30 protein-coding genes and 1 tRNA gene are annotated in these 26,522 nt (G+C 66.8%); 22 read left to right on the top strand and 9 right to left on the bottom strand.

Annotation, left to right across the window (positions count from 1 at the left end):
* The first annotated feature begins 16 nt into the window (after positions 1–16).
* From pstC to LDO14_RS01495, 4 genes are all read left to right on the top strand, one after another.
* Positions 17–949, top strand: a complete 933-nt coding sequence (gene pstC / locus LDO14_RS01480; protein ID WP_018770929.1) for a phosphate ABC transporter permease subunit PstC — start codon at positions 17–19, stop codon at positions 947–949.
* The gene (gene pstA / locus LDO14_RS01485; RefSeq protein ID WP_056388348.1) at positions 950–2,062 is read left to right on the top strand and encodes a phosphate ABC transporter permease PstA; all 1,113 of its coding nucleotides are present in this window, start codon (positions 950–952) and stop codon (positions 2,060–2,062) included.
* A 72-nt stretch (positions 2,063–2,134) separates the two neighbouring features.
* Positions 2,135–2,914: a phosphate ABC transporter ATP-binding protein PstB gene (gene pstB, locus LDO14_RS01490; protein ID WP_018770927.1), complete on the top strand. Its 780-nt coding sequence runs from the start codon at positions 2,135–2,137 to the stop codon at positions 2,912–2,914.
* 92 nt (positions 2,915–3,006) lie between these two features.
* Positions 3,007–3,426: a hypothetical protein gene (locus tag LDO14_RS01495; protein ID WP_018770926.1), complete on the top strand. Its 420-nt coding sequence runs from the start codon at positions 3,007–3,009 to the stop codon at positions 3,424–3,426.
* Positions 3,427–3,453: 27 nt separating this feature from the next.
* Here LDO14_RS01495 and LDO14_RS01500 read toward each other — a convergent pair whose 3' ends face one another.
* From LDO14_RS01500 to LDO14_RS01515, 4 genes are all read right to left on the bottom strand, one after another.
* Complete coding sequence (locus LDO14_RS01500; protein WP_056388345.1) at positions 3,454–3,861, bottom strand: hypothetical protein; 408 nt, start codon at positions 3,859–3,861, stop codon at positions 3,454–3,456.
* Between the two features lie 210 nt (positions 3,862–4,071).
* Positions 4,072–5,082 (bottom strand): inorganic phosphate transporter, encoded by a 1,011-nt coding sequence (locus LDO14_RS01505; RefSeq protein WP_142069482.1) that lies wholly within the window; start codon positions 5,080–5,082, stop codon positions 4,072–4,074.
* A gap of 1 nt (position 5,083) precedes the next feature.
* Complete coding sequence (locus tag LDO14_RS01510; protein WP_223993423.1) at positions 5,084–5,701, bottom strand: nuclease PIN; 618 nt, start codon at positions 5,699–5,701, stop codon at positions 5,084–5,086.
* Positions 5,702–6,062: 361 nt separating this feature from the next.
* Positions 6,063–6,722, bottom strand: coding sequence for a hypothetical protein (locus LDO14_RS01515; protein ID WP_018770922.1), 660 nt, complete (start codon positions 6,720–6,722; stop codon positions 6,063–6,065).
* Positions 6,723–6,932: 210 nt separating this feature from the next.
* Here LDO14_RS01515 and LDO14_RS01520 point away from each other — a divergent pair.
* Positions 6,933–7,005: transfer RNA gene (locus tag LDO14_RS01520), tRNA-Lys, on the top strand.
* 110 nt (positions 7,006–7,115) lie between these two features.
* On the opposite strand, the gene LDO14_RS01525 is transcribed toward LDO14_RS01520, so the two are convergent.
* The 3 genes from LDO14_RS01525 to LDO14_RS01535 all read right to left on the bottom strand — a co-directional run bounded on the left by LDO14_RS01525 (position 7,116) and on the right by LDO14_RS01535 (position 8,612).
* Entirely contained in the window at positions 7,116–7,502 is a 387-nt protein-coding gene (locus LDO14_RS01525) for a VOC family protein (protein WP_018770921.1), read from the bottom strand.
* Between the two features lie 129 nt (positions 7,503–7,631).
* Positions 7,632–8,249, bottom strand: a complete 618-nt coding sequence (locus LDO14_RS01530) for a M23 family metallopeptidase (protein WP_223993424.1) — start codon at positions 8,247–8,249, stop codon at positions 7,632–7,634.
* 21 nt (positions 8,250–8,270) lie between these two features.
* The gene (locus tag LDO14_RS01535; RefSeq protein ID WP_056388341.1) at positions 8,271–8,612 is read right to left on the bottom strand and encodes a YciI family protein; all 342 of its coding nucleotides are present in this window, start codon (positions 8,610–8,612) and stop codon (positions 8,271–8,273) included.
* A 133-nt stretch (positions 8,613–8,745) separates the two neighbouring features.
* Here LDO14_RS01535 and LDO14_RS01540 point away from each other — a divergent pair, with 133 nt between their 5' ends.
* The 5 genes from LDO14_RS01540 (at position 8,746) to LDO14_RS01560 (ending at position 12,995) form a co-directional block, all read left to right on the top strand.
* Positions 8,746–9,765, top strand: a complete 1,020-nt coding sequence (locus LDO14_RS01540; protein ID WP_223993425.1) for a LacI family DNA-binding transcriptional regulator — start codon at positions 8,746–8,748, stop codon at positions 9,763–9,765.
* A 120-nt stretch (positions 9,766–9,885) separates the two neighbouring features.
* Positions 9,886–10,722 carry a DUF4397 domain-containing protein gene (locus LDO14_RS01545; protein ID WP_223993426.1) on the top strand — a complete coding sequence of 279 codons (837 nt, stop codon included), beginning with the start codon at positions 9,886–9,888 and terminating at the stop codon, positions 10,720–10,722.
* 111 nt (positions 10,723–10,833) lie between these two features.
* Complete coding sequence (locus LDO14_RS01550; protein WP_134165281.1) at positions 10,834–11,589, top strand: class F sortase; 756 nt, start codon at positions 10,834–10,836, stop codon at positions 11,587–11,589.
* A 67-nt stretch (positions 11,590–11,656) separates the two neighbouring features.
* Positions 11,657–12,235 (top strand): sigma-70 family RNA polymerase sigma factor, encoded by a 579-nt coding sequence (locus LDO14_RS01555; protein WP_018770915.1) that lies wholly within the window; start codon positions 11,657–11,659, stop codon positions 12,233–12,235.
* Positions 12,222–12,995 carry an anti-sigma factor gene (locus LDO14_RS01560; protein ID WP_134165280.1) on the top strand — a complete coding sequence of 258 codons (774 nt, stop codon included), beginning with the start codon at positions 12,222–12,224 and terminating at the stop codon, positions 12,993–12,995. Before LDO14_RS01555 ends, LDO14_RS01560 begins: the two co-directional genes overlap by 14 nt.
* Before the next feature lie 5 nt (positions 12,996–13,000).
* On the opposite strand, the gene LDO14_RS01565 is transcribed toward LDO14_RS01560, so the two are convergent.
* Positions 13,001–13,801, bottom strand: coding sequence for an ANTAR domain-containing protein (locus LDO14_RS01565; RefSeq protein ID WP_018770913.1), 801 nt, complete (start codon positions 13,799–13,801; stop codon positions 13,001–13,003).
* Positions 13,802–14,255: 454 nt separating this feature from the next.
* Here LDO14_RS01565 and LDO14_RS01570 point away from each other — a divergent pair, with 454 nt between their 5' ends.
* From LDO14_RS01570 to LDO14_RS01625, 12 genes are all read left to right on the top strand, one after another.
* On the top strand, positions 14,256–15,782 hold the full coding sequence (locus LDO14_RS01570) for an alpha-N-arabinofuranosidase (protein WP_018770912.1): 1,527 nt from the start codon (positions 14,256–14,258) through the stop codon (positions 15,780–15,782).
* Positions 15,783–15,842: 60 nt separating this feature from the next.
* Complete coding sequence (locus tag LDO14_RS01575; RefSeq protein WP_018770911.1) at positions 15,843–16,430, top strand: HhH-GPD-type base excision DNA repair protein; 588 nt, start codon at positions 15,843–15,845, stop codon at positions 16,428–16,430.
* Complete coding sequence (locus tag LDO14_RS01580; RefSeq protein WP_223993427.1) at positions 16,430–17,434, top strand: LacI family DNA-binding transcriptional regulator; 1,005 nt, start codon at positions 16,430–16,432, stop codon at positions 17,432–17,434. Before LDO14_RS01575 ends, LDO14_RS01580 begins: the two co-directional genes overlap by 1 nt.
* 106 nt (positions 17,435–17,540) lie before the next feature.
* Positions 17,541–18,092: an isochorismatase family cysteine hydrolase gene (locus tag LDO14_RS01585; RefSeq protein ID WP_018770909.1), complete on the top strand. Its 552-nt coding sequence runs from the start codon at positions 17,541–17,543 to the stop codon at positions 18,090–18,092.
* Positions 18,093–18,207: 115 nt separating this feature from the next.
* Complete coding sequence (locus LDO14_RS01590; RefSeq protein ID WP_223993428.1) at positions 18,208–18,510, top strand: urease subunit gamma; 303 nt, start codon at positions 18,208–18,210, stop codon at positions 18,508–18,510.
* A gap of 11 nt (positions 18,511–18,521) precedes the next feature.
* Entirely contained in the window at positions 18,522–18,860 is a 339-nt protein-coding gene (locus tag LDO14_RS01595) for an urease subunit beta (RefSeq protein ID WP_018770907.1), read from the top strand.
* Positions 18,857–20,587 carry an urease subunit alpha gene (gene ureC, locus LDO14_RS01600; RefSeq protein ID WP_223993431.1) on the top strand — a complete coding sequence of 577 codons (1,731 nt, stop codon included), beginning with the start codon at positions 18,857–18,859 and terminating at the stop codon, positions 20,585–20,587. Before LDO14_RS01595 ends, ureC begins: the two co-directional genes overlap by 4 nt.
* 19 nt (positions 20,588–20,606) lie before the next feature.
* Positions 20,607–21,086 carry an urease accessory protein UreE gene (gene ureE, locus LDO14_RS01605; protein ID WP_018770905.1) on the top strand — a complete coding sequence of 160 codons (480 nt, stop codon included), beginning with the start codon at positions 20,607–20,609 and terminating at the stop codon, positions 21,084–21,086.
* Positions 21,067–21,747 carry an urease accessory protein UreF gene (locus tag LDO14_RS01610; protein WP_223993432.1) on the top strand — a complete coding sequence of 227 codons (681 nt, stop codon included), beginning with the start codon at positions 21,067–21,069 and terminating at the stop codon, positions 21,745–21,747. The genes ureE and LDO14_RS01610 overlap by 20 nt, the downstream gene beginning before the upstream one ends.
* 42 nt (positions 21,748–21,789) lie before the next feature.
* Positions 21,790–22,407 carry an urease accessory protein UreG gene (gene ureG, locus LDO14_RS01615; RefSeq protein WP_223993434.1) on the top strand — a complete coding sequence of 206 codons (618 nt, stop codon included), beginning with the start codon at positions 21,790–21,792 and terminating at the stop codon, positions 22,405–22,407.
* Between the two features lie 65 nt (positions 22,408–22,472).
* Positions 22,473–23,306 (top strand): urease accessory protein UreD, encoded by an 834-nt coding sequence (locus LDO14_RS01620; protein WP_223995350.1) that lies wholly within the window; start codon positions 22,473–22,475, stop codon positions 23,304–23,306.
* On the top strand, positions 23,306–24,343 hold the full coding sequence (locus LDO14_RS01625; RefSeq protein WP_223993436.1) for a nickel transporter: 1,038 nt from the start codon (positions 23,306–23,308) through the stop codon (positions 24,341–24,343). The genes LDO14_RS01620 and LDO14_RS01625 overlap by 1 nt, the downstream gene beginning before the upstream one ends.
* A gap of 60 nt (positions 24,344–24,403) precedes the next feature.
* On the opposite strand, the gene LDO14_RS01630 is transcribed toward LDO14_RS01625, so the two are convergent.
* Complete coding sequence (locus tag LDO14_RS01630) at positions 24,404–26,305, bottom strand: adenylyl cyclase (RefSeq protein ID WP_223993438.1); 1,902 nt, start codon at positions 26,303–26,305, stop codon at positions 24,404–24,406.
* Positions 26,306–26,522: the final 217 nt, after the last annotated feature.

A 26,522-nucleotide genomic window follows, 5' to 3' on the forward strand; every position in this document is an offset into this window, starting at 1 on the left:
CTCGAAGGGCCGTCGAATGACCGCCACCCCCCTGACAAGTACCCAAGGCGCCGGACGCGCCGGGGATAAAGTCTTTTCCGGCGCCACGCTGGCAGCCGGGTGCCTGATCCTTGCCGTCCTCTTCGGCGTCGCACTGTTCCTGGTTGTCCAGGCAGTTCCCGCCCTGACCGCGCCCGCCGACAAGATCCAGGGCGGCCAGGGCTTTTTCGCCTACATCTGGCCCATCGTGATCGGCACTCTCATCGCGGCCGTCATCGCACTGGTCATCGCCACCCCCATCGCCATTGGCGTGGCGCTGTTCATCTCACACTTCGCACCGCGCCGCCTTGCCTCCGGACTGGGCTATGTGGTTGACCTGCTCGCCGCCATTCCATCCGTGGTCTACGGTGCATGGGGTGCAGCGTTCCTGGCAAAGGAAATTTCTCCGGCGTACGTCTGGCTGGCGGCCAACATGGGCTGGCTTCCCATCTTCCAGGGTCCGGCCTCCACGACCGGCAAGACAATCCTCACCGCAGGCATCGTCCTGGCGGTCATGGTCCTGCCGATCATCACCTCGCTGTCGCGCGAGATTTTCCTGCAGACCCCCAAGCTGCATGAAGAAGCCGCGTTGGCCCTGGGCGCTACCCGCTGGGAAATGATCAAGATGGCAGTGCTGCCCTTCGGCAGGCCGGGCATCATCAGCGCCGTCATGCTGGGCCTGGGCCGCGCGCTGGGCGAAACAATGGCCGTTGCCCTGGTCCTGTCCTCCGGCGCTTTGACGGCCAGCCTGATCCAGTCCGGCAACCAAACCATCGCTGCCGAGATCGCCCTGAACTTCCCGGAAGCCAGCGGCATCAGGGTCAGCACGCTGATCGCCGCCGGCCTGGTCCTGTTCGTCATCACCCTGGCCGTGAACATGATCGCCCGCTGGGTCATCACCCGGCACAAAGAATTCTCGGGAGCCAACTAAATGACCTCCACGCTTACCCCCGTCCGCAGCAAGCGGTCGGCGCTCACCAAGGGCCAGCTGCCCAAGTATGCCCCCTACGCCGTCCTGGCTGCGGCCCTGATTGTTGGCGCCGCCATCCTGGCCCTGGTCGGCTTCAATGCGTTCGGCTGGGGACTGGTCTCCGCGATCCTGTTCGCCATCGGCCTGGTGTCCTGGAGCGCAGTGGTGGAAGGGTCCCGCAAGGCCAAGGACAAGCTGGCCACCTGCCTGGTGGTGGGCTCGTTCCTGGTGGCCCTCCTGCCCCTGGTTTCGGTGATCTGGACGGTGCTGGTGAACGGCATCCCGGGTCTTATGGACCCCGGGTTCCTCACCACCTCCATGAACGGCGTCACGGGCGCCTATGACAACAAGGCCGTGGAAAGCGGCGGCCCGGTGATGGGCGGCATCTACCACGCCCTCCTGGGCACGGTGCAGATCACCTTGCTTGCCACCGTGATTTCCGTTCCGGTAGGGCTGCTCACCGCCATCTACCTGGTGGAGTACGGCCACGACGGCCGCCTGGCCAGGGCCATCACGTTCTTCGTGGACGTCATGACCGGCATCCCCTCCATCGTGGCGGGCCTGTTCGCTGCCGCGTTCTTCTTCGTGGTGGTGGGCCCGGGCACCAAGACCGGTGCGGTGGCCGCCGTCGCGCTGTCGGTGCTGATGATCCCCGTGGTGGTCCGCTCCAGCGAGGAAATGCTCAAGATCGTCCCCAACGAACTCCGCGAGGCCGCCTACGCCCTGGGCGTGCGCAAGTGGCGCACCATCCTCAAGGTGGTTATTCCGACGGCGATTTCAGGCATCGCGTCCGGCGTCACCCTGGCGATTGCCCGGGTCATCGGCGAGACGGCGCCCATCCTGGTCACCGCCGGTTTTGCCACCAGCATCAACTCGAACGTCTTTGGCGGCTGGATGGCTTCGCTGCCCACGTTCATCTACACCCAGATCCTCAACCCCACCTCGCCCTCCAACCCGGACCCGTCCTCGCAGCGGGCCTGGGGCGCGGCGCTGGTGCTGATCATCCTGGTGATGGTCCTGAACCTGGTGGCCCGCCTGATCGCCAGGATCTTCGCCCCCAAAGCCGGCCGGTAACCAGGCCCTCCCTTCCGCCATACCGCGGCGGATCCTAGACTTCAATCCATACCCAGTAAGTGAAGGAACTCCATGTCTAAGCGCATCGACGTCAAGGACCTGAACGTGTACTACGGCGATTTCCTTGCCGTGGAGGACGTCAGCATCAACATCGAGGCCAAGTCCGTCACCGCGTTCATTGGCCCCTCCGGCTGCGGAAAGTCCACCTTCCTCCGCACCCTGAACCGCATGCACGAGGTCATCCCCGGCGCGCGCGTCGAGGGTGAGGTCCTGCTGGACGGCGACAACCTCTACGGCCCCGGCGTGGACCCCGTCACCGTGCGTTCCCAGATCGGCATGGTCTTCCAGCGCCCCAACCCGTTCCCCACCATGTCCATCCGCGACAATGTGCTGGCCGGCGTCAAGCTGAACAACAAGAAGATCTCCAAGGGTGAGGCCGACGTCCTGGTGGAGCGCTCGCTCAAGGGCGCCAACCTCTGGAACGAGGTCAAGGACCGGCTGGAGAAGCCCGGTTCCGGCCTTTCGGGCGGCCAGCAGCAGCGGCTCTGCATTGCCCGCGCCATCGCCGTGGAGCCGCAGGTGATCCTCATGGACGAGCCGTGCTCCGCCCTGGACCCCATTTCCACGCTGGCCATTGAGGACCTCATCAATGAGCTCAAGGACCAGTACACGGTGGTGATCGTTACCCACAACATGCAGCAGGCCGCGCGGGTTTCCGACCGGACGGCGTTCTTCAACATCGCGGGCACCGGCAAGCCGGGCAAGCTGATCGAATACGGCGACACCCACACGATCTTCAGCAACCCCGTCCAGAAGGCTACTGAGGACTACGTGTCCGGCCGCTTCGGATAGGGCACTCCAGCGTTGGCGATCTACTGGCCGGTTTAGTACGCTCATCTAGATACTTTTGAATCTAGTAGTAAGTCAGCTAAAGGAGTTTCGCCATGACGCAGACGGCCAGCAACGCCCTGGGCCCACAGCTTACGGTGTCCGTCCCCGGGCCGGGCGCACCGGCCCGGGATGCCGTGCTGCCCGTGGAGGGCTTTGCCGCAGCCGCCGGCCTGGCAGGACCCCTTGCCGCCGGCCCCCTGGCCCCTGAGCTTCAACCACACCTCGGGCTGGCTGCGGCCGGCCTTGAGGAAGAGGGCGATGTCCTGTCGGAGGTGTGGCGCACCAGCTCCCACCTCGAAAGCATGCAGTGGGAACTGGACAACGCCCTGCAGTCCCTGCACCAGGCGGTCCGCAACGCCTCCGCGGCCGGAGTGGCACACCACGAACTCTGCACCGCGGCGAACCTGACCGCCGAGGAGCTCGCGGCCGTCCTGATGGCCGAAACCGATGGCCCGGCCGCCATCCAGCTCTGACCGGCGCCCGCCCGGGCCCGGGCGGGCTTATTCCGGAACTTCCAGCTGGAATCCGCAATGGCAGCGCAGGACCCGGGTGGGCAGGGACACCGCGTTGAGGCCACTGCCCGTGTTGCTGCTGCGATAGCAGAGCCGCTCAACCTCGTGTTCCGCTTCCTCCATGGGGCAGCCGCAGTGGATGTACTCGTCCCCGAAGAGGATCACTTTCGCCATCCAGCGGACCTGGTTCAGGGCGGCCGCCACGTCGGCAGCGAAGGCACTGTGTTCCTGGAACAGGTTGCAGTCGTTGCAGGTGTAGGAAACCGTGACAAGGTCCCCGCCGGCGGCGCCGATGGACGTGATGGCATGAATGGTCAGCTGGTGCCCGGTTCCGCAGGCCTCGCACTGAAGTTGCCGTGGCTGTGGCAGGGGGCGCCGGAAATACGGGGAAGACATGACGCCTGCTCTTTTCCGCTTTGTGCATCCAAGCCGCCGTGTTGCTGCAGCGGTTGCCCGTCCGCGGCCCTGCACGCGGCCCGGACGCCGGTCCCCGCACCTTTGGCCCGGGGCGCTTTTTTCGAATCTACGTCACGGGGGTGCCCCTGTACAGGGGAGCTCCACCCTCCGCTGCCAGGGCCCACCGGGGGTGGATTCGACAGGGGTGGGCTAGGCAGAAACGGGGGACAGGGCCAGGGCCAGCACGAAGGCCAGGGCGCAGGTGGCCAGGGGCGTCAGGGCCCAGAGCCACAGGATCCTGATCACCAGCTTCCGGTTCGTTACCGAAAAATTCTGGTTCTCCCCGGCGCCCAGGGCCCCGGCGGTGACGGTATGGGTGGTGGAGAGCGGCCAGTGGAGCCCGATGGCGCCCACAAAGAGCATCAGTGCGCTGAAGGTCTGGGCCACCGATCCGCGCAGGGGGTCGATCCTGGTGAGCTTGTAGCCGATGGTGTGCGAGATCCGCCAACCTCCGAAGAGCGTCCCGGCGGTCATCATTACCGCGGAGAGTCCTGCCACCCACATGGGGATGCCGCCGTCGGAATAGCCTGCCGCCAGGAGGGCCAGCAGCAGTACCGCGCTGACGCGCTGGCCGTCCTGCAGGCCGTGGCCAAAGGCCACCGCGCCGGCGGCAACGGCCTGGCCCCTGCGAAAGCGCTGGTTCACCACATTGGGCTGCGTGTACCGGGCCACCCACGTGGCCGGATACACCAGCAGGAAGGAACCGCTGTAGGCCACAAGCGGGGACAGCACCAGGGGCAGCACCACTTGGAACAGCAGCGACTGGTCCACCCCGGCAACCCCCGGGCCGCCGATGGCAAGGCTGGCAAGGCCTGCGCCGGCAAGACCACCCACAAGGGCGTGGGTGGAGGACGCGGGGATGCCCCGCCGCCACATCAGCAGCCCCCAGGCGCAGGCGCTGGCCAGGCCGGCCACCAGGATGGTGAGCCCGTCGGCCCCGGCGGGAAGATGGATCCAGGTCTGGCTGGCGGCGACGGCAAGCAGGGCGCTCACCAGGGCGCCGACAAAGTTGAAGAACGCGGCAAGGAGCACGCCCACGCTGGGGGTGAGGGCCCGGTTCCGGACGGCAAGGGCCACTGAGGTGGACGCATCGCGGAAGCCGTTGAGGAAGGCAAACGCCGCCGCCAGCAGGACCACCGCCGCGAAGATGACTGCCGCCACCTCAGGATTCCTTGACGATGATGCTGCCTACCTGGGTGGCCACCCGCCGCATGTCCTTGGTGACCTCCACCAGCTGGTTGGCGATGTCCCGGTTGCGCGAGTACTGCGCCCATTTCATGTCCGCGATCATGTCCGCCACCCAAACCCGGTGGGTCCGCTCGGCACGCTTGGCCAGGCGCAGGATCTCGATCCAGTAGTCCTCAAGGTCATCCAGGTTGTTGAGCCTGCACATGGCGTCGACCGTCAGCTCGGCCTGCCGGCTGATGATCTCCAGCTGGTCCGCGGCGCGCTTGGGCAGGCGGTCCAGCTTGTACAGCGCCACCAGTTCCGCGGCGGCATCCATTTTCTCCATGGCCTCGTTGAGGTACCGGGAGAGGGCGTACATGTCCTCGCGGGGGAGCGGGTTCACGAAGCTGGTGCGCATGTGGGTCAGCAGGGCGAAATGCAGTTCGGCGGACTTGGCCTCGAGGTTGTGCATGTCCTCCACGAGGTTGCCGTGCTCGTCCGCGGGTACGCCAAGGATTTCGGCCAGGGTGGCGGTGGCCAGCACGATCTGTTGTGCCATCTGCGAGAGCAGGTTCAGCCCTGAGGGCTCCTGGGGGAAAAGGCGCAGCTTCACGTGTTTACCGGTCTCCGGGGACTTATCAAGGCGGGGGTCGCTGCCGTGTGACTTGACTCCGGCGCGCAACTGTCGCCTACTCTACCGGCCCGAAAGAGCACCTCTGAATTGTCCACCCTGAAGAGGGCAGAAAAATGGTGCCGAACCGGATACGCCTCTCGGCGGTAGGCCGCTCTAGGCGGCTAATTGTTGAAGCCCGGGGGTTTCGCGGCTCGGCACCGGTTTCAGTCTTCTACTTCACCCGGCCCAAGTCAATCTTGACAGCGGCGCCCTTGTTCGTCCCGAAAATAAGGGCCAGAGGGTGCCGGGCAGGCTCGAGCAACCAGCCCTGTACGGCCGGTTACCGGGTCCCGGCGGCCACTCAGTCCAGTTCGCCCAGGCGCCACGCGTTGGCGGCGTGCTCCAGGTCCTCGGCGGTCTTGACCAACTGGTGGGAGTTGCGGGTCAGCTTGCTGGCGTGTGCCTCGTTGGCGTGTTCGGCGCCGTCGGCAAGGGTGGCCTGGCCCAGCGCCACCACCCGGCAGAAGGCGGCGGACCGTTCCAGCGCGACGTCGAAATCGCCGTCGAACGCGCCGGAAAGGATTGCGTCGGCCATGGTGCGCATTTCCTCCGCGCCGGGTGGTTCAGCCGCGCCGGCCACCACGTTGGAGACCTGCGCGGTGTCCCGGCCCGCGCGGAAATACACGGAGATGCGTTCCGGATCCTGGACCGTAGCAGCGCGCAGCGCGTAAAGCCGCCACAGGGCGCCGGGAAGGGAGCGGGCCGGGCTCTCGGCCCACATCTCGGCGATGGCCTCCAGGCCCTGTTCGTCGGCAAGCTTCACGAGGCGTTCGGTGACCACCGGATCATCGCTGTCCCGGCCGTGGCGGACCAGGGCCTGCGCGGCGAGGTGGGCGGCCTCCGAGACGCGGGCGGGATCGGCCCCGCCGGCGAAGGGCTCGAAATCCATCGGGGCGAAAGGCTTGGGCTTGTGGTGCCGGTTGCTGCCGCCGTAAGGACTGGTTCCTGCTTGCTCGCTCATGCCCCCACGCTACTCCTGTGCCGCGGCGGAAATCGAGCGTCTGCGGCGCCCGGCTTCACCTGCGGGAAGAGGCGTCAAAAGGGGGATGAAAGCGTCCGACGACGGCGCCTGGGCCATGTGCGAAGCCGCCGGAACCATGGGTTAGAGTATTAACGTCCAGAAATGGATTGGGCCGGATGGGCAGACACAGCGTGTTTGGCTGGCCGGCAGGGGCCTTTAGCTCAGTTGGTAGAGCATCGGACTTTTAATCCGTGGGTCGTGGGTTCGAGCCCCACAGGGCCCACCGTTTACGCAGGCCAGAGGCATCCAGCCTCTGGCCTGCCGGTGGTTTCAGGGCCGTGGCCAACTATTGCGCGGGCGTCCGCGGGCCCGGCCTGCAAGCGTTTGGGTGCCTCACGGCCGGGATGGCGATGCCGGGGGAATCTGGCTGACCAGCCCCAGGGTGTTTCCCTCGCTGTCCCGGATGAATGCCATCCACTCCTCCGTGCCGGCGGGCCCCAGCAGGCCGTCGTCGTGGCTGAAGATCACCCGCGGTTCGGCCACTATTTCCACTCCCCGGCCCTTGAGTTGCTCCACAGTGCGCTTCACATCGGGAACGCCAAGATAGAGAAGCGAACTCGGCGCGCCCTGCTCCAGCAACAGCCGTACGCCGTCAAGGTCGAAGAACAGCAGCCCGGGCGGATCGAACACGGCCGTGTATCTTGCCGAAAGCAAGGCGCTGTAAAACTCCGCTGCCCGCTGCAGATCACTGGCGTGTTGAGCGACCTGAACCAAGCGCATGACCCCCGCCTTTTCCCAACCGTTCGATGCGTCCATCCTGCTCGTGTAGCACGTGTGCGGGCAAGGGATCCCACACCGCCGGGCCCTGACCGGTCCCATCCATTGCTCCGGCCCTTGGTAACCCCCGCCTCAGGCATGCACGATGGTCCCGTTGCGCGGCAGTCCGCCGGGGAACGAGAGGGGAACGCCGGAAGCCCGGGCCGGATCGGCGGAATCCATGGCCTGCACATGCAGATGCGGTTCCGTGCTGTTGCCGGAGTTGCCGCAGCGGCCCACCATCTCCCCGCACTCAACCGGCTTGCCGGGCCGGACGCAGACGCTCCCGCACTGCAGATGACACAGGGCGATGAACACCGCGCCGCTCCCGATGATCACGTGGTTGCCTGCAAGGCCCGGCCATCCCTCCCGCACCCGCCTGGCCTGCGAAGCGGCGTAACGTATGGATGGAAAGCCGCGGAAGGCGGCATGGTCCGGCTCCCCGTCATGGGCGGCGAGGACAATACCGGAGGCCGGGGCTGTCACAGCCCTGCCAAACCCCACGAACTGCTCCGGCGGCTCGGGCCGGAACAGCGACGCCAGGGTGACCGGCGCAGACCGCCCGTTCCGGTCCAGCGGGGTGAAGTCGATGGCGTGGCTCGTGGCGAAAAGCCGTGTCCCGTGGCTGGGGATCCGGTTGGCGGGAGAATTCTGCACCAGCCAGGGGCCGGTGAACGGATACTCCAGGTCCGCAGGGGTCGCCGCAGGCATGGTTTGGCGGGGCTTGATGGGTCAGCTGGCGGGATCGTACTGGAAGGCGCGCACTTCCTGTGCGCAGCGGCAGGCCGCGGCGATCTTCGCGGCCCAGTGCAGTGCGGCTTCGTAGCCGGGCAGTTCCAGCACTGTGTAGCCGCCTTCGATCTGCGCCGTCTGGGGGTAGGTGCCTTCGCTCACCGTACCGTCGCCGTCGACCATCACGGGCGGAACGCTCTCGTCGATGCCGCCGCCGAACACCCAGACGCCGGCGTCCTTCGCCTCCTGGACCACGGCATGCGCGGCGTCCGCTACGGCCTGCAGGCCACCATCCGGGATGTCCATGGCGCCGCTGGGAAACGAGATCAGGTATTTGGTCATTCTCACGGCTCCTTCGTTGGCAAGTCGATCAGCTTCATCCTTCCCATCGCTCCGCTGCCGCGCAAGGATTCAGGCGCGCTGTGCCGGCGCCCGGGGACGCCGCCGCGGGGGCTGCAACAGGCACAATAGGCTCATGGCAAATACCAGCAAGGGCCGGATGCCGCGCCTGGAAGACGTGGCCAAGGTGGCGGGGGTCTCCCACCAGACCGTCTCCCGGGTGGTGAACAACCATCCCAACGTCAGCAAGGCGACCCGGGAAAAGGTGGAGGCCGCCATTGCCGAACTGGGGTACCGGCGCAACACCGCGGCCCGGAGCCTGGTCACCCGGCGCTCGCAGACCATTGGCGTGCTGGCAAGCGAGCTTTCGCAGTACGGCCCGGCCAACACCCTGCTGGGGGTTGAACATGCCGCCCGCAACGCCGGTTACTTTGTCAGTATCGCGGCCCTGCGGGAAATCAGCCGGGATGCCATCTCCAACGCCGTGGGCCACTTCATGGACCAGGCCGTGGACGGGATCGCCGTGCTGGTGCCGCACTCGGACACCCTCGCAGTGCTGGAGCAGATGAATCTTCCCGTGCCCGTGGTGGCAGTGGGCTCGGCCGGCAGCGCTTCCGTCAGCGGTGCGATGGTGGACCAGCGTGCAGGCGCCAGGCTCGCCGTCGAACATCTCATCAGTGAGGGGCACCGGCAGATCGGGCACATCGCCGGCCCGCCTGACTGGACGGACGGCGCTGAGCGCGCGGAGGGGTGGCGTGCTGCCCTCCGGGATGCCGGCCTGGATGATTCCCTGGTGGTTGAGGGGGACTGGAGCGCGGGCAGCGGTTACGCGATCGGCCGCAAGCTGGCCTCCGGGCTCAGGGCCACGGCCATCTTCGTTGGAAACGACCAGATGGCCCTGGGCCTGCTGCGCGCGTTCACCGAGGCGGGGGTCAGGGTGCCCGACGACGTCTCCGTGGTGGGCTTCGACGACCAGCCGGAGGCGGGGTACTTCACGCCGCCGCTGACCACCGTCCGCCAGGACTTCGAGGAGCTGGGACGCCGCTGCATGGACATCATGCTGAAGGAAATCGAGTCGGGTGCCGCGGTGAGCTCCACTGTGGTCCCGCCGGAGCTGGTCCTGCGTGCCAGCACCGCCGTTCCAGCGCGCGCCTAGGCGGACGGCAACAAGCGCCAAAAAAAATCTCCATGATTCTGCATCCAAATCCGGGGCTGCGCCGGTAGTAGGAGTGTCAGCAAAATACGCCCGTCAGCCGGGCCGTTCAAGGAGATGGACATGCGCAACAAAATCTTCACCGCAGGTGCCGGTGCAGCAGCCATTGCAGCCGCAATCGCTCTGGCCGGTCCCGCCCACGCAGCAGACGGGGATGCCCAGCTGTCCGTGCTGCATGGCGTTCCCGGACTGACCGTGGACGTTTGGGTCAACGGTGACCGCACCCTGGATGACTTTGCCCCCGGAACCCTTGCAGGGCCACTGGCCCTTCCGGCCGGCACCTACGAAATCGCCATCACGGCAGCCGATGCCGCCGACGCCTCCGCGCCGGCCATTGGTCCGGTGAGCGTCACCCTTGCCGCCAACGGAAACTACACGGCCGCAGCCCACCTCGGCGCCGACGGCAAGCCCACCGCCAGCCTGTTCACCAACGACGTGTCCCAAATTCCCGCCGGGAAGGGCAAACTGACGGTCCGGCACGCAGCCGCAGCCCCCGCCGTCGATGTCCTGGCAGGCGGCACCGCCGTTGTCACCAACCTGGCCAACCCGAACGAAAAGACCCTGACCCTGGATCCCGGCACCGTCCCGGCCGCGGTGGCTGCCGCAGGCACCACCACCCCGGTAGTCGGCCCGGCCGACGTGGCGGTGGCTGAAGGTACCCACACCATCGTCTACGCCTGGGGCAGCCTGGCCGACCAGAACCTGAAGCTTGCAGTCCAGACCATCGAGGGCCTGCATTCCGCACCGGCCTCTGTGCCAGGTGCCCTTGACGGGTCCGCGGATGCCGGTGGAGCGGGCCCTGCCGTTGCCACCGCCGGGTTTGGCTTGGCAGCGCTGGCCCTCCTCGCGGGGGCGGTGGGCGCAGCCCGCGCGGTCCGCGCACGGCGGGCGGAACTGTAACCGGGCCAGACGCCCGCTGAAGGACCACACCGCAGGGGCCCGGCCGGCTACGGACGGGCCCCTGCACCGGCCCCGCCAATGGCCGGCATACATGGAAGGGAGGCGGCAGGCATGATGGCAGGCACGACGCCGGCACCCGGGTACCGCCGTCGCCATCCGGCAGGCGGCGCGGCCGCAGCGATGGTGGCTGCCGCGTTGGTTTTGTCCGGCTGCGGTCCTGCCGGTCCCACTGGTTCCCCCGGTCACACTGGTTCTGCGGGTCCCACCGGTTCTGCCGGGCAGGCGGCCCCCTCCACGGTTGCCGCGGCAACCGGCTCTCACGAGCCGGCGCCCTCGCCGGGGGCGCCGGCCCCTGCCGGCTCCGCTGTACCTCCCACCGGGGCCATCCCGGTCCGGCCCGCGGCCCCAATCGCCGCGGCGGTTGTGCCGGCACCAACGTCACTGACCGTGGCGGGCACTGCCATCGACATGCCGGTGGTGCCCGGGGGAGTTTCCGGCGGGGGAGCGATGGAAATCCCTGACGCCTTCGACCGGGCGGCCTGGTACAAATTCGGTCCGGCCCCGGGAGCAGCCGAGGGAACCGCCGTCATCGCCGGCCATATCGACACCACGTCCGACCGGGCACCGTTCTCGGCATTGAAGTCCCTCTCGCCGGGAATCCTCATCCGCGTGGGCAGGGATGGGGCCGGGCCGCTCGCCTACCGGGTGGTGGGAGTGGAACTGATGGCAAAGGACAAGTTCGACGGCGGCGCCCTGTTCCGCCGGTCCGGCCCGCACGAACTCAAGCTGGTCACCTGCGGCGGCCGATGGCTGGACGAGCGGATGGACTACAGCGACAATGTCATTGTCACCGCAGTTCCTGCATGAACCTGGTTTTTGCATCACCGGTGGCCAGCCATGTAACTCGTGCGCCGACGCCGGGAAGGAGTTGCCTGTGACGCTTCCCGGGCACGCTTTCCGCGGATGGGATGACGCACTGACCGACTCCTTCCTGGCCGGGGATGAGCACGCCCTGGCAGCGGCCTACCGTGAGTTCGCGCCCCTGGTGCACACCCTTGCCCTGCGTTCCCTGCCGGACAGGGCAGCGGCGGACGACGTGACCCAGGAGGTCTTCATCCGGGCCTGGCGTTCGCGGAGTACCTTCAACCCGCAAGTGGCCAGGCTGCCGGCGTGGATCGTGGGAATCACCCGGAACGCCATCACCGATGCCCATTCGGCGGCAGCCCGGGAAGCACGCAAGGCCTTCGCCGCGGCCGGAGCCGGTATGGGAGAAGACGCCGGAACGGGAACAGAGGCGGCGGAAATGCTGGCGGACAGGCTGCTCCTGGACGGCGAACTGGAGAGGCTGGGCGAGCCCCAGGGGTCCATCATGAAGCTCGCCTTTTACGAGGACCTGACCCACGAGCAGATTTCACGCAAACTGGGCCTTCCCCTTGGTACGGTCAAGAGCCACATCCGCCGGAGCCTGTCGCACCTGCGAAGCAGATTGGAGGTAGACCATGCCGCATCTTGATCCGGAACAGTTGAGCCTCCTGGCACTTTACGACGGCTGGGAGGACCCGGGTGCCCGGGAGCACCTGGCTGCCTGCCCCGAGTGCGCCGCCGATTTTGCCGCCCTGCGCCGCACGGTGGACGCGGTGAAGACCGCACCGGACACCAGCCGCCTGGCCGTGCCCGGGCCACAGGTATGGGCTGGAATCCACCGGGAACTGGGCCTTTCGGGGTCCGTGCGGGAGGATCCGCTGGCGGCGGACGCCGCCAAGGGAAACAGCGTGGGTCCGGCGGCCGCACCTGTGGACGCGCCGCCGTCGAACGTTATCCCTATCCGCCGGCGGACCAAAGGTGCCTGGTGGCAGCGCCCCGGTACGTGGGTGGCAGCTGCAGCCGCAGCCGTCCTGGTGGTGGTTGGTGCGGTGTTGACCTTGACCCGTCCGCCCCAGCCCCAGCAGCTGGCCTCTGCCCAGCTGGCGCCGCTGGCGCAGCACTCCGCCGCAGGATCGGCCAAGGTGGTGACGGCGCCCGACGGTTCCCGCAACCTGGAAATCAGCCTGGACAAGGATGAAGCCAAGGGTTACCAGGAGGTGTGGCTGATTGCGCCGGACCTTTCCCGGCTGGTCAGCCTGGGCGTCATGAACTCCACATCCGGAACGTTCCAGGTGCCCAGCGGCCTGGACCTCTCCCAGTACCCGGTGGTGGATGTTTCCGACGAACCGATGGACGGCAATCCTGCGCACTCCAGCGTGAGTATCGCCAGGGGCACCCTGTCATCCTGACGCGGTCAGCCGCCGAAGTGTGAGTGCGGGGCACCTTCCGGCAACCGCTCCAGCAGTTCCTCCGCCACCTTGCGCAGCTTGATGTTCCGGTGGCTGGAAGCCTTGGCAAGGATGGAGAAGGCCTCCTGGTACGAGCACCTGTTCTGGGCCATGATCACGCCGCAGGCAACGTTGATGGAGGTGCGGCTGTCCAGGGCCGAACGGAGGTCGGTGGCCAGCGAGCGGGCGGAGTGCAGGTTGATGGCCATCTGCAGGCTCTTGGCTGCCAGGGCGGCAAAGGTGCGTGCCTCGGCGATGGCCTGCAGCGGGAAAGCCTTCGAGTCGTGCGCGAAGAAGGCAAGTGCGGCGGCGGTCCGGCCGGGGCCACTGCTGCCGATCGTTTGGTCATCTTCCGCGGGGTCCGCTTCCAGACGGAGCCGTACGGCAAGGGCACTGCCGAACCCTGATAACTGCAACTGCGACGAATAGTGCTGCCACCGGAAATCCCCGTTCCGCTGGAGCACCGCGACGGGGTGCCCGCCTGACATGACGTCAGTTACCGGCCCCTCGTCCATTTCCCGTTCCCAGTCCAGCATCCGCACTACTTCACCGGTGGTGCCCGTTATGGCAGGAGTCCGCTTGGCCTGGTGCAGCACCAGGCCGCAGCCCACGTCAATCCCGGCGGTGGCGGCCACATGGTCAGCCGAGGCGGCCACCAGCAGCCTAAGGGAATCGGAGAGGGTCTGGGCGTCGTTGACCAGGTCCAGCACGAGGGCGGGGTTTCGGGGTGCACCGCGTTCACGGCCGCGCGGCTCCGGATGGGGCACGCGCGTCCTGCGGGCGTTCGCTGCGGAAAGAGGGCCGGCGACGGCTGGGGGAGAGCCCTTGGTCTCAAAGGACTCCTCGTCGCCGGCCCCGCTTAGTACCCGGGTCCTATGAACCGGGAAGCCTGGGTTTACCTGTCGTGCATGCATTGCCAGTCTCACACCCCCTAGTGAGCCAAGTACCGGAAAGCAGAACAGGTCTTGTCTCTGTGAAAAACCTAATGGCCGTCCAGCCCCCAGTGGATGCGTAACCAGTACCTGTTTTTCCGATTAGGGAGTACTTGGGCGCGCCCTGCGGAAACCCCTCAGGCGTGTTGCCGCAGGTGGGAAGCGGGTCGCTTGGCGGCCCAGGGGTGAGGCCGCGCTGCCGCCCGGTCAACGGAGCACTTGACTCCCGAGGCGGGCCCCCCAACAATAGTTTCTATAACGTTGTAGAAACCAAGCCGAGGATGCCTTCGTGACCCAGCCAGAACCCGCCGCAGCAAAAATCACCGTCGACCCGTCGTTCACCGTGGGGCCGGTCCGCCGTCGTACGTTCGGTGCCTTTGTTGAGCACCTTGGCCGGTGCGTCTACACCGGCATTTTTGAACCGGACCACCCGGATGCCGACGACGACGGGTTCCGGAGGGACGTCCTCGCGCTCACCCGCGAACTGGGGGTATCCACCGTCCGCTACCCCGGCGGCAACTTTGTGTCCGGCTACCGCTGGGAGGACGGGGTGGGCCCGGTTGACCAGCGGCCAGTGCGCCTGGACCTGGCCTGGCACTCCACCGATCCCAACACGGTGGGCGTGGACGAGTTCGCCACGTGGTCCGCCAAGGCCGGCGTTGAACCCATGATGGCGGTGAACCTGGGCACCCGCGGGGTCCAGGAGGCGCTGGACCTCCTGGAGTATTGCAACATCGACGCCGGCACGGCGCTGGCCGGCCAGCGCCAGGCGAACGGTGCCCGGGACGGCTATGGCATCAGGATGTGGTGCCTGGGCAACGAAATGGATGGCCCCTGGCAGATCGGCCACAAGAACGCGCTGGAATACGGCCGCCTGGCCGCCGACACTGCCCGTGCCATGCGCATGATGCAGCCGGACGTGGAGTTGGTGGCCTGCGGCAGTTCAGGGCCCACCATGCCGACTTTCGGTGAGTGGGAACGCGTGGTTTTGACGGAGACCTACGAGCTGGTGGACCTGATCTCGGCGCACCAGTACTTCGAGGACTTCGGCGACCTGCAGGAACACCTCGCCGCGGGACACAAGATGGAGGCCTTCATCCGCGACCTCGTCAGCCACATCGACCATGTGAAGTCGGTCAAGAAATCTTCCAAGCAGGTGAACATCTCCTTCGACGAGTGGAACGTCTGGCACATGAGCCGCGACGAGTCCAAGGTGCCCACCGGCAAGGACTGGCCCGTGGCCCCCGTCCTGCTGGAGGACACCTACACGGTGGCGGACGCCGTCGTCGTGGGGGACCTGCTGGTCACGCTGCTCCGCAACACGGACCGCGTCCACTCCGCCAGCCTGGCGCAGCTGGTGAACGTCATCGCCCCCATCATGACCGAGCCGGGCGGCCGCGCCTGGAAGCAGACCACCTTCCACCCCTTTGCCCTGACCTCACGGCACGCCTCCGGCACCGTCCTGCAACTCGCCGTCGAATCCCCACTGGTCAGCGGCGGCACCACAACTGACGTCGCCGCCCTGTCCGCCGTCGCCACGTATGACGCGGACAAGGGCGAAGCCGTGGTGTTCGCCGTCAACCGGTCCGCCGGCCAGGCACTGACGCTTGACGCAGCCGTGGCCGGGCTGGGCGATGTCCGGTTGCTGGAGGCGGTGACCTACGCCAACAAGGACCCGTACTGGCAGGCCAGCGCCGACGATTCCACCTCCGTCCTGCCATCGGAAAACGGCACCGTGAAGGTGGACGGCGGGAGGCTCACCGCCGAACTCCCCGCCGTGTCCTGGTCCATGATCCGGCTGTCCGTGGACAGCTGACCCCCCGGGGGCGGGAGGGCAGGGGCGCCCTTATGACGACGGCGGGCCGCAGGTGGGAGGATGGACGGCATGGAACTGCACATCACGGGCGATCCCGCCGCGGACAAGTTGTTGAGCGAGGACGACTTCGCCCTGCTGACCGGCATGCTGCTGGACCAGCAGGTGACGATGGAATCGGCCTTTGCCGGGCCCGAGAAGATCCGCAGCCGGATCGGGTCGCTTAAGCCGGAGGCCATCGCAGCGCAGGACCCCCAGGCGTTTGTGGAGATGTTCAAGGAACGGCCCGCCGTACACCGCTTCCCCGGTTCCATGGCCGCCCGGGTGCAGGCGTTGGCCGAGGCCGTCCAGAGCGAGTGGGACGGGGACGCCGCGGCCATCTGGACCAAAGGGTCACCGGACGGGGCCGAGGTGCTGCGCCGCCTCAAGGCCCTGCCCGGATTCGGCGAGCAGAAGGCGAAAATCTTCCTGGCCCTCCTGGGCAAGCAGCGCGGCCTGAATGCGCCGGGATGGCGTGAAGCCGCGGGACACTATGGTGAGGACGGCAGCTACCTGTCAGTGGCAGACATCGTGGACCCGGAATCCCTGGCAAAAGTGCGCGCCAGCAAGCAGGCCGCCAAAGCAGCGGCGAAAGCAGGAAAAGAACGTTAATGGCAGTCACCATGAACGACGTCGCACGGGCGGCGGGCGTTTCCCTCAAGACCGTTTCCAACGTCCTGAATGACTACGAGTTCATCCGTCCGGCCACCAAGCAGCGGGTGCAGGATGCCATTGCGGAGCTGGGCTACGAAGCCAACCTCACGGCGCGCAGCCTCCGGTCCGGCAAGACTTCCATGCTAGGGCTGGTCCTGTCCGACCTCTCCGCCCCGTACTACGCCGAGCTGGCGTCCAGGCTGATGAAGGCCGCTTCCCGCCGGGGTTACCGGGTGCTGGTGGAGCAGTCCGACGCGGAAGCGGCCGCTGAACTGGGCGCCCTGCAGGGGACGTTCCGGCAGCTCACCGACGGCCTGCTGTTCACGCCGCTGATGGTTGACGCGGAGGCCATTGCCGCGCGTGCCGGCAGCAAGCCCCTGGTGATGCTCGGCGAGCACATCATGGATCCCCGCTTCGACCTGGTCACGATGAAGAACGGGGAAGCCGCGGCGGCGCTCACGGCGCACCTGCTGGCCGGCGGCCGCCGCCGCATTGCCGTGATCGGGGCGAAGGCCGGGGAGACCTCCGGCAGCGGGGGCCTGCGCCTGAACGGATACCGGAAGGCGCTGGAGGCAGCCGGCATCGCGTTCGACCCTGCCCTGGTGGTGCCTGCGGAGTGGCGCCGCGACACCGGCGCCGCCGCCGTGGCCGGCCTCCTGGCATCCGGCGTGGAGTTCGACGCCGTCTTCGGGCTGAACGACGTGCTGGCACTCGGCGCATTGCACGAACTCCTGATCCGCGGGGTTAAGGTGCCCCAGGACGTGGCCGTGGCAGGCTTTGACGACATCGACGAAGCCCGGTTCGCGTCCCCGTCCCTGACCACCGTCTCGCCGGGCATGGACGAGATCGCGGAACGGTCCATCGGCCTGCTGCTGGACCGGATCGCCGGGCGCGAGACATCCGGGGCGGGCGTGCACGTGGAGGCCGGGTTCGAACTAAAGATCCGCGAGTCCGCGCCGTAGTTCCGGTGCTCTGGTCCCGGCGCCCTGGTTCCGGGCGGGCAGGTTTCGCCTGCTCCGCAAGCGGGTACGCCTATGCCACCGGTTCAAGAGACGGAAAGGTGCCGCCATGATTGCCCTCCTGGTCATCGACATGCAGAACGCTTTCTTCGAAACCCCCGAACTGGCAGCCCAGCGGGAACGGGTGGTCAGCGAGTGCAACCGGCTGCTGGAAGGGTTCAAGGCCGCCGGCCACAAGGCGCTGCTGGTGGGCACCGAACACGAGCGGGACAAATCCACCTGGACCCTCAGCATGCTCGACGACGACCAGGGGTTCATCTTCCGCGGCAGTGAACAGGCCCAGTCCGTGCCGGGGCTCATCACCGAAGACCTGCCCCAGCTGAACAAGACCCGCGACAGCGCCTTCGTGGGCACCAACCTGCTGGCCCGGCTGCGGAACTGGGGAGCCGACCAGGTGGTGCTCGCGGGCGTCTCAACCCACAACTGCATTGCCCAGACCGCCGCCGATGCATTCGCGCACAACATCCGCGTGACGTATGCCAGGGACGCCATGGCCTCCGAAGCCGACCAGGACGCCGCCGACATGCTCCGCATCCTTTCCGCTACCTACCGCCAGCCCGTCCAGTCCAGCGGGGAGATCCTTTCCGGGCTCAGCAAGTAGGCCCCACCGGTCAGCAAGCAGGCTCCGGATAGACCGGCCTGATGCTGCTGAAACCTGGCGGAAACGTGCCGGGTCTACGCTGGAGCCCACGCCGTTGGCCGTCGAAGGGAAATCCATGCATCTGATGCCGCGTGAGCAGGAAAAGCTCATGATCGTGGTGGCCGCGGACCTGGCCCGGCGCCGGCAGTCCCGCGGCCTGAAACTTAATTACCCGGAGGCCGTGGCCATCATCAGCTATGAACTGATCGAGGGCGCCAGGGACGGCAGGACCGTTGCCGATCTCATGAGCTACGGCACCACCCTCCTCAGCCGCGAGGACGTCATGGAGGGCGTGCCGGAAATGATCCACGACGTGCAGTTCGAGGCCACCTTCCCCGACGGCACCAAGCTCGTCACCGTCCACAACCCCATCCGCTAAGGAGAGCCGCAATGATCCCAGGCGAGTACGTTCTCCGGCCGGAGCCCGTGACCGCGAACGCGGGCAGGGACGCGATCGAGGTGGCCGTGACCAACACCGGCGACCGGCCCGTCCAGGTGGGTTCCCACTTCCACTTCGCCGAGGCCAACGCTGCCTTGTCCTTCGACCGGGACGCCGCCTACGGCCGGCGGCTGGACATTCCCGCGGGAACGGCTGCACGGTTTGAGCCGGGGGACTCCCGGAGCGTGCGGCTGATCGAACTGGCCGGGCGCCGCGAGGTGTTCGGGCTCAGCAACGCGGTCAACGGAAAGCTCGACGGCGGCACCCGCCAGGAAGGGGACGTCCAGTGAGCTTCGAGATCCCGCGCCGGCAGTATGCGGACCTGTACGGGCCCACCGCCGGTGACAGGATCCGCCTGGCGGACACCGACCTGTTCCTCGAGATCGAACAGGACCTCACCGTCTACGGTGAGGAAGTAGTGTTCGGTGGCGGCAAGGTAATCCGCGACGGCATGGGCCAGAACGGCCAGGCCACCCGCGACGAGGACATTCCCGACACCGTCATCACCAACGCGGTGGTCCTGGACTACACCGGCATCTACAAAGCGGACGTGGCACTCAAGGACGGGCATATCTTCCGCATCGGCAAAGCCGGGAACCCGCAGATCACCGACGGCGTGGACATCGTCATCGGGGCCAGCACCGAAATCATCGCCGGCGAACGGAAGATCCTCACTGCCGGCGGAATCGACACCCACATCCACTTCATCTCCCCGGACCAGGTGCCCACGGCCCTGGCCAGCGGGGTGACCACCATGATCGGCGGCGGCACCGGCCCTGCCGAAGGCACCAAGGCCACCACCGTCACACCCGGAAAGTGGCACATCCAGCGGATGCTGCAGGCGGCTGAGGGGCTGCCCATCAACATCGGGCTGTTCGGGAAAGGCCACGCGTCCGCCGTCGAACCTTTGGCCGAGCAGATCCGCGCCGGTGCCATCGGGCTGAAAGTCCACGAGGACTGGGGGTCCACCACCTCCTCCATCGACACCTCCCTGAAGGTGGCGGACGAGTACGACGTCCAGGTGGCCATCCACACCGACACCTTGAATGAGTGCGGATTCGTGGAGGACACCATCCGCGCCATCGACGGCCGCGTCATCCACACCTTCCACACGGAGGGTGCCGGCGGCGGCCACGCCCCGGACATCATCAAGATTGCCGGCATGCCCAATGTCCTGCCGGCCTCCACCAACCCCACGCTGCCCTATACGCGGAACACCATCGAAGAGCACCTGGACATGCTCATGGTGTGCCACCACCTCAACCCGGACATCCCCGAGGACGTGGCCTTCGCCGATTCCCGGATCCGGGCCGAAACAATCGCCGCCGAGGACGTCCTGCAGGACCTGGGCATCTTCTCCATCACCTCCTCCGACTCCCAGGCAATGGGCCGGGTGGGCGAGGTGATCACCCGCACCTGGCAGGTGGCGGACAAGATGAAGAAACAGCGCGGGGTGTTGGAAGATTCCGCCGCAGGAATCCATGGCAGCGCGGGCAGCGACAACTTCCGGCTCAAGCGCTACGTGGCGAAATACACCATCAACCCCGCCATCGCCCAGGGCATCGCCGACTCCGTAGGGTCCCTGGAGGTGGGCAAGTTCGCGGACCTGGTCCTCTGGGATCCCGCATTCTTCGGCGTCAAACCGGAGCTGGTGCTCAAGGGCGGGCAGATCGCCTACGCACTGATGGGGGACGCGAACGCCTCCATCCCCACTCCCCAGCCCCGCACCATGCGGCCCATGTTCGCCACGTTCGGCAAAGCCATGCAGCAGTCCTCCATCACCTTCCTGTCCCAGGCCGCGATCGACGCCGGGGTACCCCAGGAACTGGGGCTGGAAAAGGTCATCCGGGCCGTCTCCGGCATCCGGACCCTCACCAAGGCCGACCTCAAGTACAACGACGCCACCCCCGACATCCAGGTGGACCCGGAAACGTACCAGGTAACCGTCGACGGCGAGGACGTCACCTGCGAACCCGCGGACGTCCTGCCCATGGCCCAGCGTTATTTCCTGTTCTAGACCCCACCGGAGCCCCCACGTGATCATCGACAAAGTCCTCGGCAACCTGCACGACCTTCCGGACCCCGAAACCTACGCCGGGCTGCACCGGGAAAAGGTGGTGCTTCCCAGCTCCCAGCTGGTCAAACGCATCCAGCGCGCCACCACCGACCACGGAAAGGAAATCGGCATCCGCCTCCCCTCCGGCTCCGGGGACCTCCGCGACGGCGACATCCTCCACGTGGAAGAGGCCAACATGATCGTGGTGTCCGTGCTGCCCACCGACGTCCTGGTCATCGCACCCCGCACCATCTCCGAAATGGGCGTCACCGCGCACTCCCTCGGCAACCGCCACCTCCAGGCCCAGTTCTTCGACGCCGCTTCCGAATACGGGGCGGACGTCATGGTGTGCGCCTACGACCACACCGTCGAGGACTACCTCCGCCACAATGCCGTCCCCTACACCCGCCAGGAACGCGTCATGCCTGTACCTTTCCGCCATGCTGAGCACAGCCACTAACTATCAGCTGGCGCTTCAGCAGCTTGTCGATTCCGCTTTGCCTACCGGGGCGTTTGCGCACTCCCTTGGGTTCGAGACATACATCGAGCGGGAGCTCGTATCTGATGAAGAGTCCTTCGGTATCTGGCTCGGCGCGTTCATCGGGCAGCAGCTGACATACTCTGACGGGCTCGCCATCCGCTTTCTCTACGGGGGTGTTGATGTGGGGGAGCTGGATACTTTGCTCTCTGCGTCCCTGTTGCCCCGGCAGGTGCGGGAGGCGGGCATCAAAATGGGGCTTCGGTTGCTGGAGATCGGGGCGGAGGTGTTTCCGTCGCCTGCGCTGGAACTGTACCGGGACCTGGTGACCACGGGCCGGGCCGCCGGGCACCAGCCGCTGGCGTTCGCCGTCGTCGCCCGCTCCCTGGGCGTGCCGCTCCAGGAGGCGCTCGCCGCCTACCTCTTTGCCACCGCCACCTCCCTGACGCAGAATGCCGTCCGCGCCATCCCCCTGGGGCAGAACGCCGGGCAGCGGGTGCTGCGGAAAGCGCACGACGACGTTGCTGCCGCCATCGACAGCATCGCCCGCCTGACGCTGGACGACTTCGGCGCCCTCAGTCCGGGGCTGGAAATCTCGCAAATGCGGCACGAACGCCAACGTGCCCGGATGTTCATGAGCTGACCGTGCTTGTAAATACTGTGCTTTTGAGTCAAAGGAGGACATATGTCTGAACCCATCAAGATCGGCATCGGCGGCCCCGTGGGAGCCGGCAAGACCCAGCTCGTGGAGCGGCTCACCCGGCACATGAGCGGCGGGATCTCCATGGCCGCCATCACCAACGACATCTACACCATCGAGGACGCCAAGATCCTCGCCGCCAACGGCATCCTCCCCGTGGACCGGATCATCGGCGTCGAAACCGGCGGCTGCCCCCACACCGCCATCCGCGAAGACACCTCCATGAACACCGCCGCCATCGAGGAACTCAAAGCCCGCCACCCCGACCTGCAGGTCATCTTCGTCGAATCCGGCGGCGACAACCTCTCCGCCACCTTCAGCCCCGAACTCGTGGACTTCTCCATCTACATCATCGACGTGGCCCAGGGCGAAAAAATCCCGCGCAAAGCCGGCCAGGGCATGATCAAGTCCGACCTCTTCATCATCAACAAAACCGACCTCGCGCCGCACGTCGGGGCTGACCTGGCCGTCATGGAGCGGGATTCCAAGGAATTCCGAGGCAACAAACCGTTCTGCTTCACCAACCTGAAAACTGACGAGGGCCTGGACAAGGTCATCGACTGGATCCGGCACGACGTCCTGATGCTCGACCTGGCGCACTAGACATGGCAGTCGTGGACTTGCCCAAATCCGGCGAAGCCGCCGGATCCAGCCACGGACAGTCACCTATGGGGCGGCTTGAGCTGGGCGTCACTTTGCGGGGCCGCCGGTCCCTTGCCTCACATCAGTTCCATGAGGGGGCCCTTCGGGTACTCCGCCCGCACTATCTCGATGACTCCGGGCAGGTTTGTTATGTCGTGGTGAATCCTGGCGGGGCGTATCTTGGCGCTGACCTCTTCCTTGTTGATGTTGAGGTCCAGGCTGGGGCCGACCTTCTCCTGACCACCCAGTCCGCCACGAAGGTCTACCGGACTCCCGGGTCCTTTGCAGAGCAGCGGATGACTGTGCGGCTGGGGGAGGGGGCGCGGCTGGAACTCATGCCCGACCAGCTCATCGCCTACCGCCAGGCCAGTTACCGGCAGCGGACCTCCGTGACCCTGCGGCCGTCGTCGAGCCTGGTCATGGCCGAGGTAGTAACCCCCGGCTGGTCGCCCGACGGAGCCGCCTTCCGGTACCAGGAAGTCCGGCTGCGCAACGACATCCATATTGAGGCCGCTGATGGTGACCCGCAGCTGCTGGCACTGGACAACCTGCTGATCCGGCCGCCACTCCACGACGTCACCGGACTCGGCTTCATGGAGGGATACAGCCACCTGGCGTCGCTGGTGGTGGTGGACGCACGGGTGGACCAGGCGCTCGCCGACCAACTCCACGGCCTCACCGCCGGCCGGGAATCGCTGACCGGCATCTCCCTGACCCGCACCGTGGCAGGCACAACCGGACTGGTGCTGCGGAGCCTCTCCCACAGCACCGACGAACTGAACCTGCTGCTCCGTTCCTGCACGGACCTGCTCCGCGGACTCTGGTACGGCCAGGCCCCGCTAAACCTGAGGAAGCACTGATGACCAGCATCGGCATCCTCTACCGTGCCCGGGACCTGCTGCCGCTCCGGACCCGGGTGCTGTTCACTTTCGGTGCGGTAGCCGCGCTCCATGCCGCCGCCGTCGTCCTTTTGCTAGCCGGGACCTTCGGCGCAGGAAGCCGGCCGCTGTCCTCGGGGCTGGTGCTCACCGCTTACCTCGCAGGCGTGAAGCACAGCTACGACTGGGACCACCTCGCCGCGATCGACAACTCCACCCGCAGGTTCGTTGCCCAGGGGCAGGACCCGGTGAGCGTGGGCTTCGCCTTCAGCCTGGGCCACAGCTCAGTGGTGACCCTGGCAGGCGTGCTGGTGATCGCCGGCGCGTCCGTGGTGGGCGGACTGATGCAGGACGGTACGGCCGGAAACCTGGTCCTGGGCCTGATTGGCAGTGGTGTGTCCGGCCTGTTCCTGCTGGCCATGGGACTGTTCAACGGCTCCGCGTTCACCCGCTCACTTTCTGCCTACCGGCGCGCCCGTGATGGCGCCACCATAGGCCACCGGGACCTGGCGCCGCAGGGGCTGGTGGCGCGGCTGCTCGCCCGTCCGCTGTCCCGGGTGCGCCGGCCGAGGAGCATCTATGTGATCGGCTTCCTGTTCGGCCTGGGCTTTGATACTGCCACCACCATCGGGCTGCTGATGATGGCGACGGCGGCCTCGCTGGCCGGGGTGCCGCCCTTCGCCTTGCTTGCGCTGCCGCTTGCCTTCGCTGCCGCGATGACCCTGTGCGACTCGCTGAACGGCATGGCCATGATGCGGATGTACCGCTCCGCGTTGGATGATCCCCGGCGGAAGCTCGGCTTCAACGCGCTGGTCACGGGCATTTCCGCGGTCTCGGCGCTGTTCATCTCGGTGATTACCTTGGCCGGGTTCTTCCACGCGGCCTTTGCCCCTGAGGATCCGCTGACCGCGTGGCTGGCGTCCGTCGATCTGGGCGACGCCGGCCTGCTGCTGGTGGCGCTGCTCCTGGCCGTGTGGGGCGGGGCCGGGCTGCGAGGGAAGGCACTTCGAAACACGTAGCAGGGCGCGGTGCGGCCTTGACTGCCGCACCGCGCCCTGCGGTGGTCCTGAGGGGGTTCTTTAGCCGAAGTCGGCTACGTAGCTGGGAACTCCGACGGCGTCGGTTGACACCGGTGCGCCGGTGTCATTGACCACGTGGTCCAGCGTTCCCGCGCCGAGGTTCACCGTCAAAAGGCTGTGCAGCCTCACACCCGGCGTTACCGGAACCTCAAAGCCACGGGTGGCGTGGATGCTTGGATCCACGTTGTTGTACACGTAGCTGCCGCCGCCCCACAGCTCGTGGGTTTTGACGGAATCTGCCACCTTGTAACCTGCCCAGCCCAGGACGCCGTCGTGCTGCCACGCTGCCTGGTTGGGCGCGTCGTAGGGGAGCTCATTCTGGAAGAAGACGGTCTTGCCGCCTTCGCCGTTCCAGATGACGTTGTACTGCTGGTAGTGCTCCACGAACAGGCCCGTGGCGGTGACGTTGTTGCCGTTGACGATCACGCCGTTCGCGCCGGTGTTGGTGGTCCAGCCGACGCCGTTCCCATGGTCGGCGCGCCAGGCCCAGATGTGGTCCAGGAGGACGTTGTCGCTGTTGACTTCCAGGCTGACCGAAGCCTTGCCAACATGCGGGCCGCCGATGCGGAAGAACACGTCATGGAGCGTGGTGGGGTTGACCGGATCACTGAGGGCGGCGGAGTTGGCCGGCCCGCTCCCTGCGCCCTGGCGGGCCTTGCCGACGCGCATCAGGGCAGGTGACTCCATCTCTCCGGCATCTATGGTGACGGCGGCGACGTCGACACCAGGGACATCCGCCACCGTCAAGGGGACCGCTCCGTTGACGGCGGTGAGGGTCGCCATGCCCAGCCCGAGAACGACGGTTCCTGCCCGCTTGACCTCGATGCTTTGGTCAACGTCGTACACCCCCGGGGTCAGGAGGAGGTGCTTTCCCCTGGCCAGCTGGGAGTTGATGGCCTGCACTGAATCGCCGGGCTTCGCGACATAGAAGTCGGCCAAGGGGATGCTGCGGCCCTCTGTGGGACCGTTTTCCCACGTGGTCCCGGCAGAGTCCTGGCGGACGGCGGGCAGGAACACGTTGTACTGACCGGCCTGATCCAACGTCAGGTACGGCTTCTCGCGGCTGATCGGCGTGGCGGCCAGGGTGGTGTACGGCGGGTTCGGGAAGGACTGCGGAGGCGCCCCGTTTACGCCCGAGAACACCTGGTTCCACACTCCGTTGGACCAGCTGCCGATGCTGCTGTTGCGGACCAGGTACTGCTGCTGTGAGCCGTTGATGACGGCGCCCGTCTTTGAATCCGCGATGAAGCCGCCACTGGCGTACTGCGGCCCTGCCGTGCAGTAGTCCATGAGGGAAAGGTTGCCGCCGGTGATGTTGATCCGCCGCATGGGTGAGGCCTGCGAAGCCGCCCAGAAGTTCGCCGAGCTGCGGCAGCCTTCAAGTCCGGTGACGTTGATGGTGAGGTTGGACAGCGAACGCCAGAAGTTGTTCAGCGCGATGCAGTTGTCCGCGGACAGGCAGCGGTTGTAGACGTCCACGTGCCCGTTGATGGTGACGTCGGTGGGTGCAGCACCCAGCCCCGCAACCTCCGTGGAGTAGCCCACCTGGACAATCAGCGGCTGCTCCGGGGTTCCATAGGTGCCGGGTTTGAACAACAGGGAATAGCGTTTGGTCCCCATTTCGTCGTCCACCTGCTGCGCCGCGATGGAGTCCATCGTTGCCTGGATCCGGGCCACCGGCATGCTGGGGTCGAAGACGTACACATTGGGTCCGAAGGGGTGTTGCGTCGCCTGTGGAGGAGCCGGGATCGCGGCCGGCAGGGGGGCCTGGGGCGCGGCTGCCTGGGTCGGGGCCCATGCCTGTGGTGCGGCGGGCGACGCGACGGCCATTCCTCCTCCGCTGCCTATCAGGCCGGCCAGGAGGACCGCCGTGCCGGTGACGTGTCTGAGGGGGCTTTTCATTCGCCGCGGTTGCGGGCCGTTGGGCCTTTCGGCGCGCGGCGGTTGGGGCAGGTGGGCTAGCGGCATTGCTGGTCCTGTTCGTCGGTGGGATTCGTCGAGACGGATGTGGGCGGCGAAAAGACGCGGCCGTGGGAGCGCTCTCGTCGGGGAAGCCTAACACCGCAACGGGGTGTCGACAAGGGCATATGGGAGCGCTCCTACCTCGCCTTGACAACCA

It is taken from the genome of Arthrobacter sp. NicSoilB11, assembly GCF_019977375.1.
GTDB lineage: Bacteria > Actinomycetota > Actinomycetes > Actinomycetales > Micrococcaceae > Arthrobacter.

Coding starts and splice junctions, on each gene's coding strand:
- pstC (WP_018770929.1), top strand. CDS start 17: ATGACCGCCACCCCCCTGACAAGTACCCAAGGCGCCGGACGCGCCGGG.
- pstA (WP_056388348.1), top strand. CDS start 950: ATGACCTCCACGCTTACCCCCGTCCGCAGCAAGCGGTCGGCGCTCACC.
- pstB (WP_018770927.1), top strand. CDS start 2,135: ATGTCTAAGCGCATCGACGTCAAGGACCTGAACGTGTACTACGGCGAT.
- LDO14_RS01495 (WP_018770926.1), top strand. CDS start 3,007: ATGACGCAGACGGCCAGCAACGCCCTGGGCCCACAGCTTACGGTGTCC.
- LDO14_RS01500 (WP_056388345.1), bottom strand. CDS start 3,861: ATGTCTTCCCCGTATTTCCGGCGCCCCCTGCCACAGCCACGGCAACTT.
- LDO14_RS01515 (WP_018770922.1), bottom strand. CDS start 6,722: ATGAGCGAGCAAGCAGGAACCAGTCCTTACGGCGGCAGCAACCGGCAC.
- LDO14_RS01525 (WP_018770921.1), bottom strand. CDS start 7,502: ATGCGCTTGGTTCAGGTCGCTCAACACGCCAGTGATCTGCAGCGGGCA.
- LDO14_RS01530 (WP_223993424.1), bottom strand. CDS start 8,249: ATGCCTGCGGCGACCCCTGCGGACCTGGAGTATCCGTTCACCGGCCCC.
- LDO14_RS01535 (WP_056388341.1), bottom strand. CDS start 8,612: ATGACCAAATACCTGATCTCGTTTCCCAGCGGCGCCATGGACATCCCG.
- LDO14_RS01540 (WP_223993425.1), top strand. CDS start 8,746: ATGGCAAATACCAGCAAGGGCCGGATGCCGCGCCTGGAAGACGTGGCC.
- LDO14_RS01545 (WP_223993426.1), top strand. CDS start 9,886: ATGCGCAACAAAATCTTCACCGCAGGTGCCGGTGCAGCAGCCATTGCA.
- LDO14_RS01550 (WP_134165281.1), top strand. CDS start 10,834: ATGATGGCAGGCACGACGCCGGCACCCGGGTACCGCCGTCGCCATCCG.
- LDO14_RS01560 (WP_134165280.1), top strand. CDS start 12,222: ATGCCGCATCTTGATCCGGAACAGTTGAGCCTCCTGGCACTTTACGAC.
- LDO14_RS01575 (WP_018770911.1), top strand. CDS start 15,843: ATGGACGGCATGGAACTGCACATCACGGGCGATCCCGCCGCGGACAAG.
- LDO14_RS01580 (WP_223993427.1), top strand. CDS start 16,430: ATGGCAGTCACCATGAACGACGTCGCACGGGCGGCGGGCGTTTCCCTC.
- LDO14_RS01585 (WP_018770909.1), top strand. CDS start 17,541: ATGATTGCCCTCCTGGTCATCGACATGCAGAACGCTTTCTTCGAAACC.
- LDO14_RS01590 (WP_223993428.1), top strand. CDS start 18,208: ATGCATCTGATGCCGCGTGAGCAGGAAAAGCTCATGATCGTGGTGGCC.
- LDO14_RS01595 (WP_018770907.1), top strand. CDS start 18,522: ATGATCCCAGGCGAGTACGTTCTCCGGCCGGAGCCCGTGACCGCGAAC.
- LDO14_RS01610 (WP_223993432.1), top strand. CDS start 21,067: ATGCTGAGCACAGCCACTAACTATCAGCTGGCGCTTCAGCAGCTTGTC.
- ureG (WP_223993434.1), top strand. CDS start 21,790: ATGTCTGAACCCATCAAGATCGGCATCGGCGGCCCCGTGGGAGCCGGC.
- LDO14_RS01620 (WP_223995350.1), top strand. CDS start 22,473: ATGGGGCGGCTTGAGCTGGGCGTCACTTTGCGGGGCCGCCGGTCCCTT.
- LDO14_RS01625 (WP_223993436.1), top strand. CDS start 23,306: ATGACCAGCATCGGCATCCTCTACCGTGCCCGGGACCTGCTGCCGCTC.
- LDO14_RS01630 (WP_223993438.1), bottom strand. CDS start 26,305: ATGAAAAGCCCCCTCAGACACGTCACCGGCACGGCGGTCCTCCTGGCC.